18 protein-coding genes, 1 pseudogene and 1 CRISPR repeat array are annotated in these 23762 nt (G+C 54.9%); of the genes and pseudogenes, 11 read left to right on the top strand and 8 right to left on the bottom strand.

The features are described 5' to 3' along the window. Positions 1 to 294: 294 nt before the first annotated feature. Positions 295 to 450 carry a hypothetical protein gene (locus tag QEN43_RS04895; RefSeq protein WP_162144247.1) on the bottom strand — a complete coding sequence of 52 codons (156 nt, stop codon included), beginning with the start codon at positions 448 to 450 and terminating at the stop codon, positions 295 to 297. A 213-nt stretch (positions 451 to 663) separates the two neighbouring features. On the opposite strand from QEN43_RS04895, the gene QEN43_RS04890 reads away from it, so the two are divergent. From QEN43_RS04890 to QEN43_RS04865, 6 genes are all read left to right on the top strand, one after another. Then, entirely contained in the window at positions 664 to 1995 is a 1332-nt protein-coding gene (locus QEN43_RS04890; RefSeq protein WP_026608932.1) for a POT family MFS transporter, read from the top strand. A gap of 126 nt (positions 1996 to 2121) precedes the next feature. Then, positions 2122 to 2997 (top strand): GGDEF domain-containing protein, encoded by an 876-nt coding sequence (locus QEN43_RS04885; RefSeq protein WP_317963760.1) that lies wholly within the window; start codon positions 2122 to 2124, stop codon positions 2995 to 2997. After that, positions 2963 to 3364 (top strand): GGDEF domain-containing protein, encoded by a 402-nt coding sequence (locus tag QEN43_RS04880; RefSeq protein ID WP_026608930.1) that lies wholly within the window; start codon positions 2963 to 2965, stop codon positions 3362 to 3364. Before QEN43_RS04885 ends, QEN43_RS04880 begins: the two co-directional genes overlap by 35 nt. Before the next feature lie 105 nt (positions 3365 to 3469). Beyond that, entirely contained in the window at positions 3470 to 4039 is a 570-nt protein-coding gene (locus QEN43_RS04875) for an endonuclease dU (protein ID WP_026608929.1), read from the top strand. A gap of 632 nt (positions 4040 to 4671) precedes the next feature. Continuing rightward, positions 4672 to 5784: a triose-phosphate isomerase family protein gene (locus tag QEN43_RS04870; RefSeq protein WP_026608928.1), complete on the top strand. Its 1113-nt coding sequence runs from the start codon at positions 4672 to 4674 to the stop codon at positions 5782 to 5784. A gap of 1221 nt (positions 5785 to 7005) precedes the next feature. Beyond that, positions 7006 to 8001 carry an IS481 family transposase gene (locus QEN43_RS04865; protein WP_317963759.1) on the top strand — a complete coding sequence of 332 codons (996 nt, stop codon included), beginning with the start codon at positions 7006 to 7008 and terminating at the stop codon, positions 7999 to 8001. Between the two features lie 176 nt (positions 8002 to 8177). Here QEN43_RS04865 and QEN43_RS04860 read toward each other — a convergent pair whose 3' ends face one another. Further along, positions 8178 to 8348 (bottom strand): rubredoxin, encoded by a 171-nt coding sequence (locus QEN43_RS04860; RefSeq protein ID WP_026608926.1) that lies wholly within the window; start codon positions 8346 to 8348, stop codon positions 8178 to 8180. Between the two features lie 1413 nt (positions 8349 to 9761). Here QEN43_RS04860 and QEN43_RS04855 point away from each other — a divergent pair. Next, complete coding sequence (locus QEN43_RS04855) at positions 9762 to 10139, top strand: hypothetical protein (RefSeq protein WP_026608925.1); 378 nt, start codon at positions 9762 to 9764, stop codon at positions 10137 to 10139. 118 nt (positions 10140 to 10257) lie between these two features. Here the strand turns inward: QEN43_RS04855 and QEN43_RS04850 are convergent, their stop codons facing one another. Further along, positions 10258 to 11592, bottom strand: coding sequence for a cytochrome P450 (locus tag QEN43_RS04850; protein ID WP_317963758.1), 1335 nt, complete (start codon positions 11590 to 11592; stop codon positions 10258 to 10260). A gap of 515 nt (positions 11593 to 12107) precedes the next feature. Between QEN43_RS04850 and QEN43_RS04845 the strand changes: the two are divergent. The 4 genes and pseudogenes from QEN43_RS04845 to QEN43_RS04835 all read left to right on the top strand — a co-directional run. Next, positions 12108 to 13433 (top strand): annotated as a pseudogene (locus QEN43_RS04845) (conjugal transfer protein TraG N-terminal domain-containing protein); the annotation flags it as partial. Continuing rightward, positions 13425 to 15770, top strand: coding sequence for a lytic transglycosylase domain-containing protein (locus QEN43_RS04840; protein WP_317964065.1), 2346 nt, complete (start codon positions 13425 to 13427; stop codon positions 15768 to 15770). The pseudogene QEN43_RS04845 and the gene QEN43_RS04840, both read left to right, overlap by 9 nt. 105 nt (positions 15771 to 15875) lie before the next feature. After that, positions 15876 to 16190, top strand: a complete 315-nt coding sequence (locus tag QEN43_RS21690; RefSeq protein WP_396662766.1) for a helix-turn-helix domain-containing protein — start codon at positions 15876 to 15878, stop codon at positions 16188 to 16190. Beyond that, positions 16111 to 16995 carry an IS630 family transposase gene (locus QEN43_RS04835; protein WP_156912590.1) on the top strand — a complete coding sequence of 295 codons (885 nt, stop codon included), beginning with the start codon at positions 16111 to 16113 and terminating at the stop codon, positions 16993 to 16995. The genes QEN43_RS21690 and QEN43_RS04835 overlap by 80 nt, the downstream gene beginning before the upstream one ends. A 29-nt stretch (positions 16996 to 17024) precedes the next feature. Here QEN43_RS04835 and QEN43_RS04830 read toward each other — a convergent pair whose 3' ends face one another. From QEN43_RS04830 to QEN43_RS04810, 5 genes are all read right to left on the bottom strand, one after another. After that, positions 17025 to 17693 (bottom strand): cold-shock protein, encoded by a 669-nt coding sequence (locus tag QEN43_RS04830; RefSeq protein WP_317963757.1) that lies wholly within the window; start codon positions 17691 to 17693, stop codon positions 17025 to 17027. Positions 17694 to 17800: 107 nt separating this feature from the next. Continuing rightward, positions 17801 to 18172: a FlhC family transcriptional regulator gene (locus QEN43_RS04825; protein ID WP_051331384.1), complete on the bottom strand. Its 372-nt coding sequence runs from the start codon at positions 18170 to 18172 to the stop codon at positions 17801 to 17803. A gap of 18 nt (positions 18173 to 18190) precedes the next feature. Continuing rightward, a CRISPR array of direct repeats spans positions 18191 to 20898; the repeat unit is 36 nt; unit sequence GTCTTAATCCCTTCTTAATCAGGTCTCGTTTCAAAC. 192 nt (positions 20899 to 21090) lie between these two features. Further along, complete coding sequence (locus tag QEN43_RS04820; protein ID WP_026612181.1) at positions 21091 to 21711, bottom strand: PDDEXK family nuclease; 621 nt, start codon at positions 21709 to 21711, stop codon at positions 21091 to 21093. Then, positions 21708 to 22037 carry a CRISPR-associated protein Csx16 gene (gene csx16 / locus QEN43_RS04815; protein ID WP_026612180.1) on the bottom strand — a complete coding sequence of 110 codons (330 nt, stop codon included), beginning with the start codon at positions 22035 to 22037 and terminating at the stop codon, positions 21708 to 21710. The genes QEN43_RS04820 and csx16 overlap by 4 nt, the downstream gene beginning before the upstream one ends. A 446-nt stretch (positions 22038 to 22483) precedes the next feature. Next, positions 22484 to 23641 (bottom strand): Card1-like endonuclease domain-containing protein, encoded by a 1158-nt coding sequence (locus QEN43_RS04810; RefSeq protein WP_317963756.1) that lies wholly within the window; start codon positions 23639 to 23641, stop codon positions 22484 to 22486. Positions 23642 to 23762 lie beyond the last annotated feature (121 nt).

Here is a 23762-nt window from a genome sequence, read left to right as displayed (position 1 = left end):
AAGACAGGCTGGCGTGATGGATCAAAACCCAGCATTTTCAGCTGGCTGACTGGATTCCTTCATCATCGGGTCTGCATTTGCAACATCCTTATAAAGCGCGTCGCTCTCGGCGGCGCCTCACGACCTCATGTGCTAGGCTACGGAAGTAGGGACAACCCAGGAGCTTATTTTTGGAGGGCTCAAAAATCTGCAATGCAGGACGTGCGATTGTCAAACGCCCGTCCTGCATTGCATTAGGCTGCTTAGACACTATTGGTGTACGGTCGAAACCCGTTAAGCAACCCGTCCCATACCTTATCGATAGGAGGAATTGGTAGCATCTTCGGCGATAGCCCTGGCAGCGGTTTCGTATTTGCCATGCTCGCTGCTCTTGACCATAAATACGGTGATCGCAACCGCGACGATGATTCCGCCTACGTAGTACCAAAAGTAATCTTTCTCTTTTTCCATCACGATTTCCTCAGATTGTTTCGCAGATGATTGTTTGTGTAGCTACGCCGCAATCGGCACGCGGCAATAAACTAACCAAAGGAAATTCGACGTTTTTTGACCTAAATCAAAAAAGGCGGAGATTCGACGAACCCGTCGTCTTTCCTGCCCTCCTCGTGTGCCCGTTTCGGGTACGAGAGGATTCCTCCAGGAGCAAGGAGTGGTGATGCAGCCATGACGCAGTATCGCTCCAAACCGCTGCCCATCACCGGACTCCCACCTGGCATTCCTTACATCATCGGCAACGAAGCAGCCGAACGATTCAGCTATTACGGCATGCGTGCGGTGCTGGTGGTATTTATGAGCCAATACCTGATGAGCCCTGCCGGCTATCCCGATCCGATGAGTGAAGACGAAGCCAAGGGCTATTTTCATCTATTCGTTTCCGCCACGTATGTCACACCGATCCTGGGGGCCTTGCTCGCCGACGGCTGGCTGGGCAAGTACCGAACCATCATCCTGTTGTCGCTGGTCTATTGCCTCGGACATTTAGCACTTGCGCTGGACGACACCCGCACCGGCCTGCTGGTCGGGCAGAGCTTGATCGCGCTCGGTGCAGGCGGCATCAAGCCCTGTGTTTCCGCCCATGTCGGCGACCAGTTCGCGGAAACTAATCGGCATCTGCTCAGCCGAGTCTATAGTTGGTTTTATTTCGCGCTTAATTTCGGCGCGTTCACGTCCATGCTCTTGACGCCTTGGCTGCTGGAACACTACGGAGCCTCAGCGGCGTTCGGCGTACCTGGGATACTGATGTTCGTTGCCACGGTCGTTTTTTGGTCGGGCCGTTACCAGTTCACTCATGTCCCGCCCGGCGGTGCCGCTTTTTTGCGCGAGGTTTTCAGCCCTGAAGGCTTGCGAATTCTTGCCCGGCTCGGCGTCATCTACCTGTTCGTCGCGATGTTCTGGGCGCTGTTCGATCAAACCGGTTCGTCCTGGGTGCTGCAGGCCCAAAAGATGGATCAGACCTTCCTGGGCTACCGGATTTTGCCCTCGCAGATACAGGCGGCCAATCCTTTGCTCATCATGATTCTGACGCCGCTCTTCTACTACGGAATTTATCCGAGGCTGGAGCGCCTCGTACGCATCACGCCATTGAGGAAGATAGGGGCGGGAATGATGCTGGCGGCTCTTTCATTCGCCTTCGCCGCATGGATTCAGCGTGCCTTGGATGCCGGAGCATCGGTGTCCATCGGCTGGCAATTACTCAATTATGTCGTTCTGACCGCATCCGAAGTCATGGTGTCGATCACCTGCCTGGAGTTCGCCTATACCCAGGCACCACCGGTCATGAAATCTTTCGTCATGTCGTTCTACATGGTTTCCATTGCCGCCGGAAACCTCTTCACCAGTGCGGTCAATTTTTTCATACAAAACCCCGATGGCACTTCAAAACTGGCAGGGGCCGATTATTTTTGGTTCTTCTCGATACTGATGCTGGCGACTGCCGTCGCGTTCGCCGCCATAAGCCGACATTACCGCGAGACAACCCAGATGGTGAGTGCCTGATGCCCCGAATTTTCGGTACAAATCGAGGCGTCTTGTATCGAGTACAAGCCGTATGAAACCTGGTAATCCGAGGAGTTTAGTCTACTTTTTGCTACAAACATCACGCTTTTCTGAACCAAGTACGAAATGACCGCCGAAATCGATGCCCCCCGACCCGGCGCGGTCGCGCGACAAGCTCTGCGACGCCTGACGGAATCCGGTCTGCCGCCAACCCCGGATCATTACGCCGAGCACTACTATCTGATCGCTGGTGAACTGACCGGACGAAAGCCCGAGTCCTTCATGTGCGAAGCCAAGCCCGAGGCGGAAGTCACCACTGCTGTCGACTCCGTCCTACAGATTCTTACCGACACGACCTTCAGTCTTGCCGCCGAGTTGGGGACATTCGACGGCCAGTTTCAGAGGTTTATCAGCGAAAAAAGCTATGGCGCCCAAGAACTCTCTGTGGAACAGGCGTTTAGCGAGATCATGAAAACGCTCGCCCAACTGAGGCAAAGGGTCGCGGATACCCAGGTCGAATTACAGGAAGCCCAGCAGTTGCTCCAACGCATGCAGGATGAATTGAAGGAGAGCCGAAGTTTGAGCCGGATCGATCCACTTACGGGAATACCGAATCGGCGCGGGCTTGACATCGTGCTGACGCGCGAGTTCACGCCGATTGCGTCGCCATTTTTTGCAAAACCTTTTGGGACTTCCGAGTCACCAAAAGGAGCAAAAAATTGGCGACGAGTGATTGCCTTCGGCGCCCCGGCCGTCCCCGCTCGTCTGGTCCGGACCCAACGAGGGGTCCGGACACCGCTCGCAGATAACTCGACGCCCGGTCGCGATGCCTTGTGTAAGACCTACGACCGCCGCTATCGCGTCGACCTTCGGTCTCACACCCGGCGCTCGGGCTTCCGGGGGCTACTCGACTCGCTCGCTCACTCGCTCCATGTCTCGCAGCGGAAGCCGACGCCGGAAAGATCAGATGTCCATTGGTCTGATCGACATCGACCTACTTAGTCGGATCAATGAAAACCATGATCGCGACGCTGGCGACCAGGCTCTTTTGCATGTGGTGGCGGCGGCGCGCGGGCTGCTTAGGTCACAGGACATCATCTCTCGCTCCGGCGAAGAGGAGTTCATCGTGGTGTTCCCTGAGAGCAATGCGCCGGGGGCGACATTCGCGCTTGACCGTCTGCGCAGCGTGCTGGAGCGCATTCCGCTGCGATACCAGGGCAAAGCCATCCCGGTTACGATTAGCGTAGGCATAGCGGAGATGCACCCTAGCGACACTCTGTCAGATTTGATTCAGCGGGCGGAGCGTTGTCTCCGTAAGGCGAAAGACAGCGGACGGAATCTGGTGATCAACGAAATGGATCTCGCCTGAGCTTAGAATACAACCGGCATACCCACAAGCTGACGAGCAGTCCGATCGCCGCACGAGTAACGCCCGCCCCAGTCGTCGGCTCTCATCACTCGCTTCCGAAGTCCGATGGCTTCCTCCAAGTTTTCCCACGTGATCGGGTTCGATGACGCGCCCTTCGAGCGCCATCATCGGGGCGACGTGATGATTATCGGTGCATACTATGCCGGCAATCGTCTAGATGGGATCCTATCGGGAAAAGTGCGGCGAGATGGCGCGAACTCGACCTCGACACTGACGCGGTTGATCGCCGGTTCGCGCTTTTATCCGCAAATTCAGGCGATTCTGCTTCAAGGTATCGCGTTTGCCGGATTCAACGTCATCGATATACATGGACTGCATCAGGCGCTGGACCGCCCGGTAGTCGTGGTCACCCGGCGTCTTCCGAATCTCGAAAAAATCCGCGACGCTCTGCTCGGTCATGTTCCGGGAGGACGCCGGAAGTGGCGACTCATCGAGCGGGCAGGACCGATGGAACCGATCGACCGGGTTTACGTGCAGCGTGCCGGTTTGTCGATGCCACAAACAAAAGCATTGATCCAGGCGCATACTCTCCACAGCGGCTTACCAGAGCCGTTGCGCACCGCCCACATCGTTGCCGGCGGTGTGTCGCGCGGCGAGAACACACATCGTGCTTAATGTCGGGCACGTGAGGCATACCAATGGGCGCTTGCGTTTCCGCTCTTAGCCTTGGCTTCGATTGACAGCAAAGTAGAATTCGAGACGGCGAACCTCGCTTATTGTTTCCGAATAACGGACAAGCAGTTTTCGAGTCGTCTTTCTTGCGGCAAACCGGCCCGATGTCGATTGGAATGACTTGCCACTCATCCACAATTTCCGTGGAAAACCCTGTGGATAAGTCCGTGGATAATACCTGCCGATGCCGACCGATTCAGCCTTCGCGTTAACCTGGCCAAGTTCTTTGCAACCCAGGCCGGTATGCGCGTTTATTGATGTATCTTATTGATAATGCTCAATTTTCTGGAGCGATAAAATCAAATCAAAGACTTACATCGGATCCCCCAGACACGGGATACTCGTGCACGCTGCTGTCAAGTCTTGACAGTGGATAACTCCTAAACAACTTCAAGAGCGATGCTCGAAGCCGAGATTATCGGCAGCAGAATTATCCTTAATGGTTTCGGGTCAGAACTGTTTTAAGACGCGCCTAGCGATCATCAACGAACCGACGAGCAGGCAAGGTCGAGTTGTATTACCTTCCCTCAGCCCCCATGATAGATCGAAGCAGCGGAACAACAGGCGGATGTCGAATGAAACCTGAATATCAGGATAAGCAAACCATGACTGCGGCAAGCGTCTATCGAAACTATTACCGTCAGAGAACGGCGAATCAGTGGATGAAAATCGAAGCTGAGAGCGGAGATCCCGGGGCGATCAGACCGTTCCTCGCCGGTAACTGGAAAATGAACGTGCTTCCGAGATCGGGCGTCGCGCTCGCCGCGAGAATCTTTGACCTTTGCAAGGGCATAAAGGACGTCGACATCGGACTGGCTCCTCCTTTTACCGGATTATCCACCCTCGCCGATTACATCAAGCCAGACTTCCTCCGCACCGAATACGGGCTCGGGCGGAATGTCTTCCTTTTGGCACAGGACACTTTTTTCGAGTCCAAAGGTGCGTTCACCGGAGAAATTTCAGCCGAGATGCTTGCGTCCCTTGGCGTCGACCGCGTCATCGTCGGACATTCGGACCGCCGGACCAATCTAGGCAAGTATTTCGGGTTCGGACCCAGTATCGCGAAGCGGCTTTCCAAGAGTTTTCTGTTGCAGGAACTGGAACTGCTCAGGACCAAAGACGATGCGGACCAGCAAGTCCTCGCGGCACTCGAACACCTCGTTTCGGAAGCGAATCAAGACGTTCTGATCGGAATCCAGCGTTTCTTGGAAGAAGAATTGATCGAGCGGGCCGGTGAAAGCGACGAGGTTATACAGAAAAAGGTTCAAGCCGCCCTGGCCCACGGACTTCAGGTCATCCTCTGCGTCGGCGAAAACAAGGAGGCTAGAGAAACCCACGACACATTCAAGTTGCTGGATCGCCAGTTGAGATCGGCGTTCGAAGTGGTTTCGCCAAGAACCGCAAGTGAAGTCATCATTGCGTACGAACCGGTTTGGGCAGTCGGCGAAGGTGCAAAACCCGCAAAACTGGAACAGATCAGCGAAGTACACGACTTTATCAGAAACCTAATCATGGACCTTTACGGCGAGCAAATTGCATCGACCATCAGGATTCTTTATGGCGGCAACGTCAAAGCCGACAATATCGCCGAAATCATGAGCATCGCGGGTGTAGACGGCGCGTTGGTCGGCGGCGCGAGCCTAAGAGCCTGGGATTTTGCCCAAATCATCCGATTCGGATTGGAATAACTCTGCTACCGAGTCCCACTTCGGACAGGGTGTGCTTTGTGGCGGTTATGGAAATAGCGAGGAAGGTTCTGGAATTCGAATACCGAATCGACCTGCCCGGAACTCACGCGCTCGATATAACTCTCCAGCGACGCAGACTGAGCGCAAATCGCACGCCGGAAAAGACACCAAACGCCGATAGCAATGCCGAGAGGACCAGTACCGTTGACTCGATTTCCCGATCAACCACCGAAAACCTACGGCTCATCTGTTGCTTTTTGCCCAAGGACAGGTACATCAGAAAGGCGACCAGGCGCGTAAACCATATAGCCATCCAAAACCCTGCGAGACACAGCGCAATAAGAATAGTAAGAGCGTTGTGACCGAGTTTCTAAACGCAACCGAACAAAAGATAAACTACGGCACGCATGCCGCGATCACGAATCCAGAAATCAGAGGTTTTTCAGCTATATTCGCGGTTATCCGAACATCTAACGGCGTTTTCTCCCCGATTTTCACAAACACAAATAAGCTCGGAGACTCGTTATTGCGAGGATTTATTGCATAGGAAAATCCCGAGAGTGCCAATGCTCAACATTTTCTAAGTACTTCAGGGATACGTCCGTTATTTCGGAGGTCGGTATAACCGGTGTCTTCCTACCGCGCGACCAAACCAACACCATCTTCGAGTTCTGCCAATTGTCGCGGGTTGTCGGCCGTATAGTTTCTAAATTCCTCATCAAACGGTGGATCGTTATCGGGCTGTCGATCATACCGAGGCGATTGATGATGTCGCGGCTCCGCCTCGGGTTTAGCGGGCATCGGGGCAGGCACGGATTGCTCTGGTTTGTAAGCGGGGCGTGCCGATCCTCGGTCGCTTTCTGCCTGACCCGAGAAATACTTTGTCTTCAATTCCGTCCACAAAGCGTCAATTTCGAATTGAAAACTCTGACTTGAGTGATAGGCTAGGACCGGCAACATGATAAGCGCGAGCCTTGGACCGTAGCGACTTACCAGGTTACGGTGTTTTTGGCGGCTGATCGATTCTTCGTTTCGTGCTTCGTCTCTATACCTATTTCTGTCATGAGGTGCCATTGTTTGGCTCCAAGAGTCAAGAGCACTATCCATGTGCCCTATCTGTCACGTCCCGTATGATTATTTACCCAGAAGGAGTTATGCTCTGTTCGAAGCCCGGAGCCTTCTCCAGGAGATATTCGGTTCGTCCAAGTGAGGTTTCTCTCCATGCAGATTCGTCTTCATAAGAACGCCCGTACCACCCCGGCCGTTCGGCAGGCCATTCAAGCGTCCACGTTGAGCGAGCGCGCCTTGGCCCAAAAGCATGGCATTAGCCGAACGACCGTCCGCAAGTGGAAACACCGATCCTCGGTCGAAGATGCCTCACACCGGCCCCACACCCTCAGAACCACGCTCACGCCCGCCCAGGAAGCCATCGTGGTCTACCTCCGCCAAGCTCTGCTCCTCCCCTTGGATGATCTCCTGGCCGTGACCCGGGAATTTCTCAATCCCGCCGTGTCCCGTTCCGGGCTAGACCGCTGCCTGCGCCGCCACGGGGTGGCGTCCCTCAAGACCCTGCTTCCGCCTACAGAGAAGGCGAAGGTCAAACCCTTCAAGGCCTATGAGCCCGGCTTCCTTCACCTGGATGTTAAGTACTTGCCCGCCATCGACGGCGAACCCCGCCGATACCTGTTCGTCGCCATCGACCGCGCCACCCGCTGGGTCTATGTCGCCCTCAAGCCCAACCGCACCGCCTTAAGCGCAAAGGACTTCCTCAAAGCGGTGATTCAGGCCGCGCCTTTCCGCATCCAGAAATGCCTGACCGACAACGGCTCGGAGTTTACCGACCGTTTCCTGACCCGAACTCGGCAGCCCTCGGGGACGCATGAGTTTGACCGCCTCTGTACTGAACAAGGCATCGAACATCGCCTGATTCCGCCGGGCCGGCCCCAAACGAATGGCCTGGTGGAACGCTTCAATGGCCGCATCGAGGAGGTGTTGCAAACCCATCACTTCGATTCAACCGCCGATCTGGACACCACCCTGCACCGCTATGTCGAGCTGTACAATCATCACATTCCCCAAAAGGCCTTAGGCCATCTCACCCCGATCCAGGCTCTCAAAAACTGGCAACTGTCCCACCCGCATCTCTTTCGCAAGAAGGTTTACAATCATGCGGGACATGACACCTATCGGCCGTCTTTCAGTATCCTGGACGCGTAGAGAATATATTTTGATGCGTCCGATCCTTCCATTGCGAAAGACTTACCGCGCACCTTACAACGCTGCTCAAGATTGCACGACTCGGAACGCCGGCACGGAAAATCCGCAACAATCGAAGCCAAAGTTACCTTTCCCCCGAATCAGCTGGCAAAGTTCGGCAAATCCTTTACCGAAGCTCACTCCATCAGTTTAAAAAAACTTTTCGGCGCCCCACAGATCGGGCAAACCCAGTCTTCGGGAATGTCTTCCCAGCGAGTACCAGGGGCAATACCGCTATCCGGGTCGCCTTTGGCTTCATCATAAATATGCTCACATTCCAAACAATGATATTTCTTAAAGGCGGACATGACTGTTTTCTCTTGATAAGTGTTTCAGTATTACGGAAGCTCTGAAAAACTGGATTCCGTTCATACCCTTCAACAAACCTGTCCTGAGCTCAGTCGACGGGCGTGTTCCGAGCTAAGTCGAAGGACTTAATCGGAACATCCATATGACGAAGGCTTGCGAGGCTGACGATGTCGGTTCGTAGGGTAAAACCGACGGATACCGACAAAAGGTCTTTTGCTCGCCGCTTGGGTCTTGTGCAGAAGTCCCAAAAGTCACGCAGCATAACAACCTCACGGCACTCATCATCCGTCTTCTTCTTTCGCGATAGACCATCCTGGACTCGAGCCGGCCGGTTTACTTCCAAAAGCCCCGCTTTTTGAATTCCATGGGACCTTCGCTCAATATCGCGGGGCTGGCGGGCCTTTAACTGCAGATTCTCAGTCGCGCCTAAAGAAGCAAACAACGGAACGGCGGATCATACCTTAGAGAGCCGCGCCGGAGAAGGAAAGGCCGCCATAAGACCGATACGTGATCTGTTGTTATTGCTCCGGCCTTTTAGGAACCATGGTTATGAGCGTTTCTATAAGCTCGAGTAGGGGCCTGTGCAGGAAGAATTGAACTTTGGAATCCTAACTGGTCGCGAAGAACGCCTGATCGATTGCGTTCTTACATCCCTAGGTGGAATATGAAGGACGCAGGCGGCGCGACCGACGATCGATAAATGGCTCGATGGTCGCGCCGCCTTTTTTATCCCTGATGATCAAAGCGCGTGAACCTAACTAGCGTCGTTAACACTGAGTGTAACCATCTCCGGCCATACCCAAGTCTTTGTTCCAGCTGGTATAGTTCCGGTATCCATTACACATGGCGAGATCAATATAATATGAAAGAAGGTTTCTCCATACTTTTTGCCGACACCAGTAATCCTGGCAATACAGTGACGGTTATTGAATGTAGCATTAACTATGGCACCTGGTTTCATATGGGTAATCCCTAATCAGTTCACTGTCAATTTATGAGATCACTCCAAGTAACAGGAGTTCATCAGAAATCGCGTCTACCCGGCGCCGATTGGGCTGAAGATGAAGCTCCTATCTCATAAAAATACAGAAATAGAAGATCACAATAAAGGGTGTTTGCGATTCCGAATTTCAGGCTCACAGCCGGGAACTGCCTGAGTCATGATGTGTCACTCGGCATCACCCGTCACATGCAGGTCTTATGCCTTGACTTTCTCGTGCGGTTGGCTTGAGCAGCAACCGGATCGCAACTGTATACCAACGCCCTGGGCGACGTGCACCGAAAATCTATCGAAACCTCAAAGACGAGATCCATCACAGTGCACGGGGTGAAACATCTCGAACTATGAGTTTTCGAAGAAAACTTTAACCCGCTTCCGATGCCTATATAAACGTCGGAAAGGGAAAAGAACTATGATTCGATTGAAATTTGAAAGTGGCGCAGGAGGCCGCCCCGAATACATTGGACCCGCGCCGTGGTTCCGTATCAGCGGTAACGTCCTTCACCAAGGACCGCAAGGAAACAGCGTGGCGGCTTATCGCAATCATTTCTGGGAAACCCGAGATCGGCACTTTACCCGGTATGTTTGTGAAGCTCCGGCCACGATTTCTTTCGAAAATACCACAGGCGAACGGTCGGAGTCGTTTGGACCGTTTGCTTGTATTTCATGTGCCGATGGGGTCATGTATGCCGATGAAGAGATTCTTGCCAAGCTGCAAGAAGAATCTGTCATGTGGCATTGCTACGCCACCGATAGCTATTGGCAAATCCTAGTACTCAGTGCGCCATAACAGGCTGGTGAAAAACTCCACGTACATACGACATGGTGTGTAAAGATTTCGTCGTTTCATCCGGGCTACACGCTACAAGCTCTGATAGAACCAAGTACGGCAGGACTGGGATCGATCCTCACCGTCCGGCTGCCGCGGCGAGCCGATCCGATAGCGGCCGTGACACGATCTGAATCCGGCACCCGCCTTCCGGTCGTAGAAACAACCCCGGACGTGGATTGACCCGATAGTCGTTGGGGACATAAAACTCGAAGCGCCGTAGCAGAGTAACCGCGCTTTGGAGAAGAATTCGGTTGGCTAAATTCAAGCCGAGACATATATGACGCCCGCCGCCGAAAGTTATAAAAGAACAAACACCCGGCGCGCCTGATCCTGGCTTAAAGCGTGTCGGATCGAAACGCTCCGGGTCCGGCCAGATATCGGGTAGTCGATGCGTTACATAAGGGCTCATCAACACCAGCGAGCCTCTGGGAATCTCAACCTCGCCAATCCTGTCGCCGCGGACCGCATATCGAAGCAGAGTGGTTGTCGACGGGTGGAGTCGCAAGGTCTCCTGTACGATAGCCCACAAGTACGGAAATGCCTCAGCATTGACCTCACCCTCTCGCCGATCCAGCACGTCCTTCCGGGCTTTCTCCGCAATCTCGGGATGCTTGGCCAGCTCGTACAACAACCAGGTCAGTGCAATTCCCGTTGTCTCTTGACCGGCGACGTACAAGGCAATGAGTTCGTCGCGCAACAGTTTCGCATCCATAGAGCGCCCCGTGTCGGGGTCGACCGTTTCCCGCAGAAAGGCTATCAGACCCTGCCGCGTGCGACTTGCACAGTCGATAAGACGGCCAACTATCCGGTCGATCGTTCGGATCGCTCGATTGAAGCGCCGATTGGACGGCACAGGAAGCCAGGAAAACACAGGGCCGAGGAGCGCCAAACCGAGCGTCTGCGTGACAAACTCCTGGTGCACCACGTGGATGGCCTCGATAGCCTCCTGCGCCACAGCGGTTTGCCCCACTTCCTCTCCAAACAAGACCGACGTCATGACCGCCTGCGTGAGCGCCGCGCACTCGGCATCGACCGTTAGCCACTCACCGGCTTTCCGCTCCCAGGCGTCCGCCAGATCGCCGAGTTTCCGATCGATGAGACTAGCCCATTGCTTGACCCCCGCATTCGTAAAGTACGGCTTCAACATTCGCCGCTGACTCGCCCACTGTGGACCATCGTTGTTCAACAGGCTGTCCCCAAAAACACGCTTGGTTACGCTGGCAAATCGATTGTTGATGTAAACGCCAGCCTGCTCGCGCTGATAGACGTGCCGCACGTGCTCCGGGCGAGTGACCAGAAACGCCCGGTAAGGCCCCAACCGAAATGGCGCCGGACAGCCCTGCTCGGCCAGCGATTGAAAGAAACCCAGCAAGTCAGTCGCGAGCCGATAAACCGCACTAAAACCCAACATCTCCATCCCCCAGAATCCCACTTCAACCTACTCCAGAAAACCGCGTCCGGCCGACAGAATATCCATTATGAATGAATCCTCAGATCGCGCGGGCTTTCATAAGCCAGCATGGTGGGCATTCTCAAACCGGAACAATTCATCCGTCCGCCTGATGATGTCCGTCTGAGGCATCATGGCCTATCGCCGACATAATCTTCGGCGAAGTTTTCCCTTACCCCACACGGTTTTAACCCCTTCTTAATCAGGTCTCGTTTCAAACTAAAGCGTTTTCATCTTCATTGAAAGGCAACCGAGGGGAATGGAAGTCAGGCAGGACTAACTGGACTCCATACTGGAAGCCATCCGCGAACGGTGCGGTGCGGTTCGCTTCGCTCACCACACCCTACTTCCACTACAGCTAAATGATTTCCGCAACGTAGATCTACTGTATAAACAAAATGAAAACGCTCTAATCGTCCCTGCCGCGCTACGTGACCAAGATAGTGTCTTAATCCCTTCTTAACCAGGTCTCGTTTCAAACGGTACTGAATGCGGTTGCCATGCTCGCCCAGACCGGCGATTACCGGACGGCCGCCTCCGTCGGCGCTGTCGTGGGCGTGATTCTGGTCATGATCCGGTCCCTGGTGAATTGGGACGGTCGTGGCATCCGCTACCAGGATATGTTCATGGCCGTGGTACTGTGGATGATCCTGTACAGCCCAGGGGTTCGGGTCTCCATAGAGGATGCCTATACTGGCGATGTCCGGGTGGTGGATAACGTACCGCTCGGTCCGGCCGCGGTCGGCAGCCTTTTGTCGAACATGGGATACCGCACGACTCGCCTATTCGAGCAGGCTTTCTCACTGCCGACGATGACCGAACGCGGGTTCGCGGACACTCTGACCACGATCACCGCCATTCGGAAAAACCTCCTTTCCCGCACGCAGCTTGGCGGAGCCAACGCGCCTACCGCCGGGGCTGACGTCGAAAACAGCGTGATCAACTATGTCAAGGAGTGCACGCTCACCGGCGTGGATCTGAACCGGAAATCCATTGACGAGATCCTGCGCGACCCCGATCCCCTGAACGCTATCCGGTTCGACACGGCGATTTACACCACGGAGATCTATATCGGCGGGGGGGCGCGTATCCTGACGTGCACCGACGCCTGGGCTCAATTGGCGGCCTACATCGACGACCGGTTCGTCCCGCGGCTCGAAGAGCTACTTGCCGACGCTGTCGGCGTATCGTCTCCCGCTGAGGTCCTGCCGAAGGTTCAGGATGCCTTCGACGCGCTCGCCGGTTCCGGTGCGGTCGACGCACTTCACTACATGAAGATGGCCGCGATCCTGCCGATGTTCGAGAAAGGTATTGTCGGCCGTCACGAGGATGCCATGCACTGGAACAAGGCCGCTATGGTCGAACAGGCGATCCAGCAACGGAACACCCAATGGGCTGCCGAGGAAACGCTGTTCAACCGCATCGTTCGGCCGATGATGGCGTTCATCGAAGGGCTCAGTTACGCTCTCGCGCCTATGATGGCCTTCGTGATCATGCTGGGCGCCCTGGGCATCCGCATGAATATCGCCTACTTCTCCATGTTGCTCTGGATCCAGCTGTGGATGCCGATTCTGGCCGTGGTCAACCTCTTCATACAGATGGCCGCCTCGGCGAAGATGGCCGCTCTGACCGGCGCGACGTTCAATCTGCCCTCGATATACGGCATTTATAAATTGGACCAGGAGCTTCAGAACTGGATTGCCATCGGCGGCATGCTCGCAGCCTCGACGCCGGCGATCACCCTAATGCTGATTTATCGTGGCGCCGTCACGGCGACCCATTTCCTGAGCCGGATGGACAGCGGTGACCACGTGAACGAGCGAATTACAACGCCGGACGTGATCGGCCCCGCGCCGGTGTTGAACCTTCAACCGATGCATCAACACGCGCCGCTCTCCGGCGTCACGCTGCATGGCGCGGAACGCGTGCTGCCCACTTTCAATGCTGGGACCGACCTAAGCGCCTCGGTATCCTCGGCCTACGGAGCAATGGAACAGGCAACCTCCAATTTCATGAGCAATCTCCAGGCGGCAGCGTCCAGAAGCCACAGCCTCAGCACAGAGGGTTCGGATCTGAATTCGCTGGTGACCAAAATTGCGAACAGCACGAGCTACACCGACAAATTCCTGCGGTCGGTCGGCGAGGACTTCGCGCAGCGTTACAGTCATTCCGGCATTTCCGGCGACCAGTTCGCCGCGGCTCTGTCGGCCTCAATCGGAGGCAATATTCGGCTAGCCAGTCTTTCCGGCCAAATTCAAAACCAATTCAAGGTTGGTGACCAAACCGCAAATGAACTTGCTGCCGACATACTCTCTAAGTGGGGAGAAGACAATAGTTTTCAAACTGGCCTCGAGCGCAGCCTGGTCACCGACGCGCAGCAGAGCACGCGCGACGTCGCGGCTTTCGGTCTGCAAAGCCAGGAACTTTCGACGCTTCAGCGCAGCGCGACCGACGCGCTGTCGGCCTCGGAAACCTACAACGAGACGGTGGCTATGCAGCAACGATTCGGCGCACAGGCGACATTCGGCGCGGCGGAAACCGGGCTTCGAATCGCCAGCGACCCGGGTCTGTTCGAACGGCTCACCCAGACGCTCGACCGTTATGGCCTGATTGGGGATACTCAGCGCCTGGCAGCCGAATGGCGCGCGATCGGTCTGATCTCCGATCGCGATCAGGCCTACGCTGCCGCTGGCGTGTCGTTGCTGACCGGATTTTCGCCGACGCACTATCGGTCGCTCGATGCCGAAGAAGCCAGCAAAGCAAAGATTGCCGGTTATCAATTGCTAGGTGACACCTGGCAAACACTTGCACCTGGCAACGATCTGAACTACAGCCGTAACACGCACATCCGCGAGGCCGCGCCTGCCTTCGGCGAGGTTCAAAGCCAGGTCGAGCAAGTGAATCTTTACGATCCCCGCGGCGATACGGCCGGCATAGAGGATCGTGTTCTAAGCCGAATCCGTCAGGAACACGGAAGAGTCGCAAGCGGCGAGGCGTCGGTCAATAGCGCATACCACGACAGCCAGACCACGTTGCGCCACGAGTCCGATCAAGCTCGCCGCGACATTCGTAGTAAAAGAGCTGATCATTTCAGGGAGCAGATCACCCGCTCGGCCAACGATTCCTCGCCGGCGGAGTTCGCCTACGATTATGTCGGCGGCGCCTTGTACAGCATCGGCCAGAGTCTCTCGGCAGTTAGTACCGGCGTAACAAATCTCGAAGGTGTCAGAAATGACTTCAAAGAAACGTATGAACGTGCATTGCGGGATGGTAAGAATCCAGCGGAAGCTGGTATCGAAGCACTGGAAAATTTACCCGAAATCTCGGCAGATCGATTCAAGGCCGGTATCGACCGATGGGTTGACGAACGAGTCGCGGAGGTTGCGGATCGGTTGACACCCGCTCAACAGGATTATTATCGGGCCTCGTTATACGAAACGTTCGCCGGTCTTCCATGGTCGGAACTCAGCGGTCCTGGTTGGATGGCAAACCAGATCAGTCAACTACTCTCTCTTGGTACTGATACCGGTCACCCGACGCTAAGCGAGGCGGAACAGCAACTCCTAGAGGAGTCAGGCGACATGGGGCCGAATATCGCAAAACTCTTGCGGCAGACCGCCACGCAATATCGCCCCGACCTCATCGATCTGATCGGCAACTACAATCGCGCCAACGAACCCGCACAGGGCGCCACAGACAACCCCCTGACCGGCGACAGTTATCCCGTGTTCACGAAAACGAAGCCGACACCGGCCGATTTGATACCGATCTTTCAGGAAATGGAAAGCCGGTACCGTTTGCCGTCCGGATTGCTGGAACGGATGGCGAGCGTGGAATCGTCCTTCAACCCGCTCGCCACGTCTCCGAAGGGCGCAGTCGGTGTAATGCAGCTGATGCCCGCCACCGCCGAACGCTTCGGCGTGACCGATCGGACCGATCCGCGCCAATCCATCGAGGGTGGCGCCAAGTACGTTCGGTGGCTGTTGGATCATTTCCAGGGCGACCTTGTGCGAACCGTTGCTGCGTACAATGCGGGCGAAGGCGCTGTCGAGCAATACAACGGCATCCCCCCGTTCCCGGAAACACAGGACTACGTGCGGCGGGTGTTGGGGGATCAATTGGCGTCAAAACGCAGTTAATACCGCACTAGTGGACTGTTTGATAAGTAATTCAACATAGTCGCAGTGCTGGACTGTGCCTTCTACACTCGCTCTCACGGCAGTTCGAAACGTGAGGTGAGAGCGATGAGGCGCCGTCAGCCCCGTGGCGTTCACTTGTCCGAAGCCGATCGCCAAGCCCTGCGAGCCATCGTGAGAGACGATCGGGTGGAGCAACGCCGTGCCCGGCGCGCCCGTGTCTCGCTCGCCATGGCAGAGGCGGGCACGGTCGTCGAGACGTTAGCCGCCCACGTGGAAATGGACCGTTCCAGTATCTGGCACCTGTGTCGGCGCTTTGAGCAGCGCGGCCTGGCGGCCCTCGATGACGCTCCCCGTTCAGGCCGCCCGCGTCGCCTTTCCCCCCTTGGTCCGCGTACGCATCGAGCAACTGGCCTGCTGTGAACCGAGCGGGATTGGCTTGCAAATGACCCACTGGTCGACCCGGACCCTGGCCCAGGCCGCGGTACGCCAGGGCCTTGTTCCTCGGATCGCGCACTCGACGGTCGCGCTCATCCTGCGCGCCGCTGACCTGCAGCCGCACCGCTCGCGCTACTGGAAGACGCCGTGTTTGGACGGGGACTTCGTCGAGCGGGCGCGGAAAATCCTGTGGTGCTATGAACGGGTCGATCGGTTGCGCGAGTCCGACGAGGTGGTCGTCTGCCTGGACGAGAAGCCACAGCTGCAGGCCCTGGAGCGCCGCCGGCCTACGGTGGCAATGCGCGCCGGGCGGATCGAGCGGCAGGAGTTCGAGTATATCCGGCACGGGACGGTGAACTTCCTCGGGGCGCTGTTCGTGCACGACGGGACGATGCGAGGCTGGTGTCTGGAGCGCAACGACAGCGCTCACCTGATCCCCACCCTCGACGAACTGTTCGAGGATCTGCGGGAAATGCAGCGCATTCACCTGATCTGGGACGGCGGGCCGAGTCATACCAGCGGGCTGACCGCGCAGTGCCTGCGCCGGCATCGCCAGAAGGTACGCGTGCTGCTGACGCCGGCGCACGCCTCCTGGCTCAACCAAGCCGAGTTGCTGCTCAGGGCGTTCTCCGAGCGCTATCTGAAGCGGGGCGACTGGACCAGCCGAGCCGACTTGACCGACCACCTGCAGGCGGCCTGGCGCGAATACAACGAGTTGCTCGCCCATCCGTTTCACTGGTCCTGGACACGCCGCAAAATGCGGGATTGGGTCAATAGTCAGGGGCATTGACTAGGTTGAATTACTTCGCGAACACTCCACTAGTCGTGGTAAATGTTCCCGGGATAAAGGTAGTACCACGGGTCTGTGGTGGTGTCGTCAATCTCAATTGGTGCTTCGGGACCTTTGATGCTCCAGTGTTTTCGAGGTTCCGGTTTTTCCCATGCAACCGTAGGTTTGGCAGGTTTCGCTTTTCTTTCGATACCCAGCAATCGACATACACGGTTGATGACTGCCTGGCACACAGCGCGGAGGATTTTGAATAGGAGGTCAGCGACGAAGGCGAGCCAGAGCAGGACGACGATGCCCACGACAATCCCTTTACCTGTATCGTGTTTGTATACCATCCAGGCCAATACCACCGAGCACAGAACCACCCGCCAAAAAGCCGAACTGATAGCCCCTTCTTCCTTCTTTTTTAGCTGCGGCGATTGCAGTGCTGAAATCTTCCCGTTCGTCCGGTCGACTTCAACCAAGGACGCCGGATCCAGTCTGACGTTGACCGCACGCGGCCCTTTCTGGTGATCCTGTGGATCGAACAGAACGAAAGCGCCGGTTTTCGGCGTGAAGTCGGCCGCGGCGTCGACGATGTGGAAAAATCGATCCACACCGTCTTCGCCGGTGATAAATCCGTAGCCTTTCTTGGATAGATGTTTAATAACCCCCTTGCTTGGAATGGGGGTTAACGAACAATGGTCAGAGCTATCCATTTACGTATTCTCCAACTTTGCTTTTATCAGCGTAAAACTTTTCCTGCCATCCAAGCAAGCTGCTTGGATGGCAAAGCTACGTGCGCAAAGCTGGGGAATGCGTAGTGTTAAGCTGCGATCTCTTCAGGTTGGTGTTCTCGATCGAGTGTCAACAGGTCCATCACATCCTCACCAGCCGGAGCACTCTCGCCTCGCCTCCTTGAAAATCCTAAGGCGCAGTATTGGCATACCGGAGGGATCTTGCAGTCCTCTATCACCAGATACTCACCGTGGCAATCCGAACAATGCCGAAGTTCAGCCATGCCACAACGCAAGGCTTGCGCGAGTACCCAAGCCTCCGTGATATTGGCGGGCCTAATCTTCGTGAACGGGCGACGGAACCTGAGCGCGTGCGGATAGCGCTCGTGAAACAGATCCCAAGCCGCGATCACGGCTTTGGCATCGATATTTTCCGTGTTTTTCAGCGAACTGGCTTTCAAATACAGGACCGCAAAGGCGTCTTAATCCCTTCTTAATCAGGTCTCGTTTCAAACATGACGCCACTTGGCACAAGGACGTGCCCATTCCGTCTTAATCCCTTCTTAATCAGGTCTCGTTTCAAACGCCCGCAGCAACGGCGGTTCGAACCGGGTGTCCAAGTCTTAATCCCTTCTTAATCAGGTCTCGTTTCAAACATATCGTCCGGTGTGGGTATGGGCTCAAGAATAAGTCTTAATCCCTTCTTAATCAGGTCTCGTTTCAAACCGAATTGGTCCGTATCGGTGACCGGGACGCCTTGTCTTAATCCCTTCTTAATCAGGTCTCGTTTCAAACATGAGGTGGTCGGCACGTGCCCAATCACCGGGGCGTCTTAATCCCTTCTTAATCAGGTCTCGTTTCAAACATAGCGCACATCGAGGATCTAGGAAGGCAGGCGGAGTCTTAATCCCTTCTTAATCAGGTCTCGTTTCAAACTCACTTTGGGTGCATCCTCTTCAATGGGAGGATCGGTCTTAATCCCTTCTTAATCAGGTCTCGTTTCAAACGCTGGATGAGGTGGAAATGTATCTGGGTCAATGCGTCTTAATCCCTTCTTAATCAGGTCTCGTTTCAAACTGAAAAAAATGGCTAAAAAACAAGAAATTCTTAAGTCTTAATCCCTTCTTAATCAGGTCTCGTTTCAAACATGAGGTGGTCGGCACGTGCCCAATCACCGGGGCGTCTTAATCCCTTCTTAATCAGGTCTCGTTTCAAACCGAGGCCCACCGCTGGTGTGGTCAATCGACCGAGTCTTAATCCCTTCTTAATCAGGTCTCGTTTCAAACCTCAGGGCGAAGGCCCGTTCGCCGGGGTTCCAGCCGGTCTTAATCCCTTCTTAATCAGGTCTCGTTTCAAACACAATGGCAATTAAAAAGGTGTTCTTAGCTTATAGTCTTAATCCCTTCTTAATCAGGTCTCGTTTCAAACTGCCGGAAAACGAGGGCCGCCGCTGGGACGACCCGTCTTAATCCCTTCTTAATCAGGTCTCGTTTCAAACCGAACCCCTCGTCCGAACTGAGTACATCCGGGAGCGGTCTTAATCCCTTCTTAATCAGGTCTCGTTTCAAACCGAAGGAAGGGACCAATACGCTGGACCTGGCCGTCTTAATCCCTTCTTAATCAGGTCTCGTTTCAAACCGAAGGGGTATTGGGTAGAAGGGGACTTCGTCCGAAGTCTTAATCCCTTCTTAATCAGGTCTCGTTTCAAACGCAAAGGAGGTCGCGACTGTGCGGATTGGTGCGTGTCTTAATCCCTTCTTAATCAGGTCTCGTTTCAAACCTCAAGAGGCGGTCTAAGCCACGCGGGGCTGGGGTGTCTTAATCCCTTCTTAATCAGGTCTCGTTTCAAACCTCAATAGTCGCGAGGACATTATCAACGTCCTGCGCGTCTTAATCCCTTCTTAATCAGGTCTCGTTTCAAACATAACAGATGAGTGGGAATTGCCCGGAGAAAGCGTCTTAATCCCTTCTTAATCAGGTCTCGTTTCAAACCCGTTAGTGACTTTTAAGAGGGTTGACGAATGTGGTCTTAATCCCTTCTTAATCAGGTCTCGTTTCAAACCGAGGTGAAACCATGAAAACCGGTCTTAATCCCTTCGTCTTAATCCCTTCTTAATCAGGTCTCGTTTCAAACTCGTACCGGAAAGATGCCCAATTGGAACGACAAGTCTTAATCCCTTCTTAATCAGGTCTCGTTTCAAACGAGGTTAGGTTTCAACGGTTCGCCGTTATTGACTGTCTTAATCCCTTCTTAATCAGGTCTCGTTTCAAACATACTACCAACCTGAGGACCGGAAGATGCCGAATGTGTCTTAATCCCTTCTTAATCAGGTCTCGTTTCAAACGCTTTTGGCGCTGGCAATTACCGAATCACTCGCAGTCTTAATCCCTTCTTAATCAGGTCTCGTTTCAAACTTACCAAGGACCCTAAACAGGCTGAGAATGCCTGGTCTTAATCCCTTCTTAATCAGGTCTCGTTTCAAACCCGATCAACTTTACAAATTGGGTAACTGTTGGTTGTCTTAATCCCTTCTTAATCAGGTCTCGTTTCAAACACCCCTCACTCCATTACAATCCGCGCCAAGGACGGTCTTAATCCCTTCTTAATCAGGTCTCGTTTCAAACAGGGAGCAATACAAAATGAAAATTAAACACGTAAGTCTTAATCCCTTCTTAATCAGGTCTCGTTTCAAACAGAAGACCTAGTAGTACTCACCATAGCGGATACCGTCTTAATCCCTTCTTAATCAGGTCTCGTTTCAAACGGGATGACCTGTATAGTGCTCGCAGGCTCTATGGGTCTTAATCCCTTCTTAATCAGGTCTCGTTTCAAACGTTTAAATCCGTCTTAGATGGTATCAGGAAAGAAGTCTTAATCCCTTCTTAATCAGGTCTCGTTTCAAACGGAAAGAGTTTTAACGGCTTTCTCAAACGCCACAAGTCTTAATCCCTTCTTAATCAGGTCTCGTTTCAAACGAACAGATGGGAAGAAATCGCGGAATTGATCGAAGGTCTTAATCCCTTCTTAATCAGGTCTCGTTTCAAACCAACGCGGACAGTTCACCTTGTCACTGCCTGAAGGTCTTAATCCCTTCTTAATCAGGTCTCGTTTCAAACATTTCTGGCGAATTAATTCTGGCCGTCGACCTGGGTCTTAATCCCTTCTTAATCAGGTCTCGTTTCAAACCGGCTCGCGTCTAAAATGCCTCCATATTCAATGAGTTAGAAAGGGGGTTGCAGAAAAATTGAAGCGCCGAAAAGTTAGCATTCAAGCGTGGTCGATTCAACCGGTTTGCCGGCACGAAGTTTCCGGTTGCTCGCTCGGTGTTTGGAGCCGTTGGGGGATGGTCCACAATGATCAAAGCAATGCTCGACATGGCTATTCCGGTCTGGAGATGCAGTGGATGCGGGAGCTGAGAGGGTCGGGGCGTTTCAGTTCGTCGTCGTAACGGGATGCTAGATAAAGCGTGCTGGAGCCTGTTTCTTCGGCGGCCATGAACGCGCCAAGGCTCATGGGTGTCTTGCCACCGGTGACATCGACAGCGCAGCGAGTGGCGCCGGATGTCCGCATGCAGTTGATCAGCGCATGGGTGCGCTCGCGAGTTTCAGCCGGATCGTCGGGATTGTTCACGCATTCGATGCCGTGGCATTGAATGCCCATGGTTTCGGCCTTTTGGCGGATGATTTCGGCCTGGCTTCGCGACTGCTCGGAGGCGATGAGGCCTATGTGGCTAGGTCTCAACCGCTGCAGCACGATTATCGGCAGTTCGGCTTTGCTGACAGTGAAAATCAGCCCGTCCCAGTGATCGTCGGTCGTCAGACTGTCGCCGACATGAGGGAAATGATTGCGAAAAAGCCACCGTTTCAGGACATCCCGCTTGATAAACGCCAACACAAGCCCGATGAACCAGGTCACCCCCGTAGCTATCCCAAAGAGTATGCTGACCTGGTCGATGACGCCCCAGACGGCGTCGCTCCAGCCGAAGAGATTGGATGTCACGACTGGTTCCCGCTATTCAGTTGGCCGTCCGCAGCCAGGGGGCCAATTACCCGGAACTCCTCGAGCTTAGCCCCGAAACGGCGCATGTCTTCCGGCGTCAATTCCCTACCCCGCCATTCAGGTGGCAGGTTTAGGCTGAGGTGGAAATATCGCCCGCCTCTTGCGCACACTTCGGCGGCGAGATTGACCGGCAGGGTGCCGAGCACCATGTCGCCGGCGCAGATGTCGCCGGGATCGAGATGGTCCACCATCCGCTCGACGGCAAAGCCTTCTTCCTCGGCCCAGCGCCGAGCGCCTTCATGCCGGGTGATGAAGTAGATGGTCACAGCGCCTCCCGATTGGTCCCCGCGTTCGCTCCGGCAATAGACTCAACTTCGAGCATTCTCATCCTCCGTCTTCTTTGTAACGAATCGTTACCGGCGTCTCGAGATTCGGCCGGACTTCCCCAGTGGCATGAGGCGACCGCTTCTGCCGCATCTCTTTGTATCCGGTCGCTACACACCCTTGCGCGTCCAACGGCCGTTTCGGGGATTAAAGTCCCACTCACACGCACCACCGCCACTATCGGCGAAGCAAAGCCTCGAACGGTGGCCTGCGCCGTTGTCCGCTCCGAGTGACGTTGCCGAGACAGTCGGGAGTGGTGAAACGGACGGTGTATTCGAGTTTTTTCATCGATCGCCCTTTGGGTTCGGAACATCTCTTATATCGGTTTTTATCGGTTTTCTAACATGCCGGCTCATCCGACAAGCTTGCCGCGCGGGCGTGCCGTTTTTCATCCCTCCAGCCAGCGGCGCACAGGATCCCGCAGTTTTGGCAAGTCGTTAGGGCCGAATATACGGATGCGGGCCTGTTTGGCGCGCTCGTGCAGCACCGGGCTAGGTTCGCGCGCAGTGATCAGCCAGGTCGCGCCGAACAGGCCGCGGGCATCCTGCCCCAGGCTGTCCACTTTGTAGGCTAGGTTGGTGTCGCTTTCCTTGCGATGGCGGAGCGTCTTGCATTCTATAAAGAGCAGCTGGTTTCCTTGTGTAGCCAGTACATCGAATTCGTTCTTGCTGTTTTGCCCGGATTCCCAGGTGCCGGTCACGCCCAAACGGACGTCATAAGCGCCGTTGTCCTTGAGCACATGCCAAGCGAATTCTTCCAGCCACCCGCCGTGCAGAAAGCGAGCCGATTCGTCGTCCAGGAATTCGATTTCGGCGGTACCTTCTTGCCAGCGCAGCAGCGAAGCCGAGGCCAATTGGTGCAAGGCGGCGGCCCAGCTTCCCCACGGTACGCGCGAAAAGGCTTGTCTCGGTTCCATCAGCGTTTCGCATCCTCCTAGCGCCCGGTCGGCCAGAGCGTTGAGCGCGCCGATGAAATCCTGAATCGCCGCGGCGTTCTGCCCCAGGTATTTACAGGCCGGCTTCCGTGCCGCAGCCCGTTTGCACCATTCCGGATCGTCCGAGGTTGCGCCGGAAACGCGGAAGCCTTGAGCGGCGAGATAACGCGGGACGTTCAAGACATCCACCATCGGCACCGGCTGCAGCAGCGAGTCCTTGGAAGCGGGCAAGCATTCGATACGGCGGTGGGCCGTGTCGGTATAGATGATCCGCGCACCGATGTCCCGAAAAGCATCGACGAAGCCGAACGCCATTAACTTGGTGCCTCCAGTGGCGTTTAGAACGATTTTCGCACCGGGGTGCTTTTCTTCGATGGCCTCGGCGAGTGCGTAGGCGTATTCGTGAATGGCGGCCAAGCCGACTTCCGGCGCATCGGGCCGGATATCGACGGCGATAGCGTCTTGTGTCAGCAGTCGTGCGAGCCGTTGATCGAGCCCTCGCTCGGCCATTTGGCGGGAAGTGACCAGATAAACCAAATCCGGTCGTTCCATGAACGCCGGGATGAGATTGGCCAGGGTTTGATCGGACACAATCGCTACATGAATCTTCATTATTCTGTTCCGCCTACATTACCGTTCAGGAAACTCTGAATAAGTCTTCACCCTCGATAAAATAACCTCAACATAACTTCTCTACTGAATCTGGAAGTCGCTCGAGTAAAAAAACTTTCGA

Origin of the sequence: Methylocaldum szegediense, from assembly GCF_949769195.1 — a bacterium.
Lineage (GTDB): Bacteria > Pseudomonadota > Gammaproteobacteria > Methylococcales > Methylococcaceae > Methylocaldum > Methylocaldum szegediense.
Note: the sequence above shows the minus strand (reverse complement) of the source record. Positions and strands in the feature narration are given on the sequence as shown.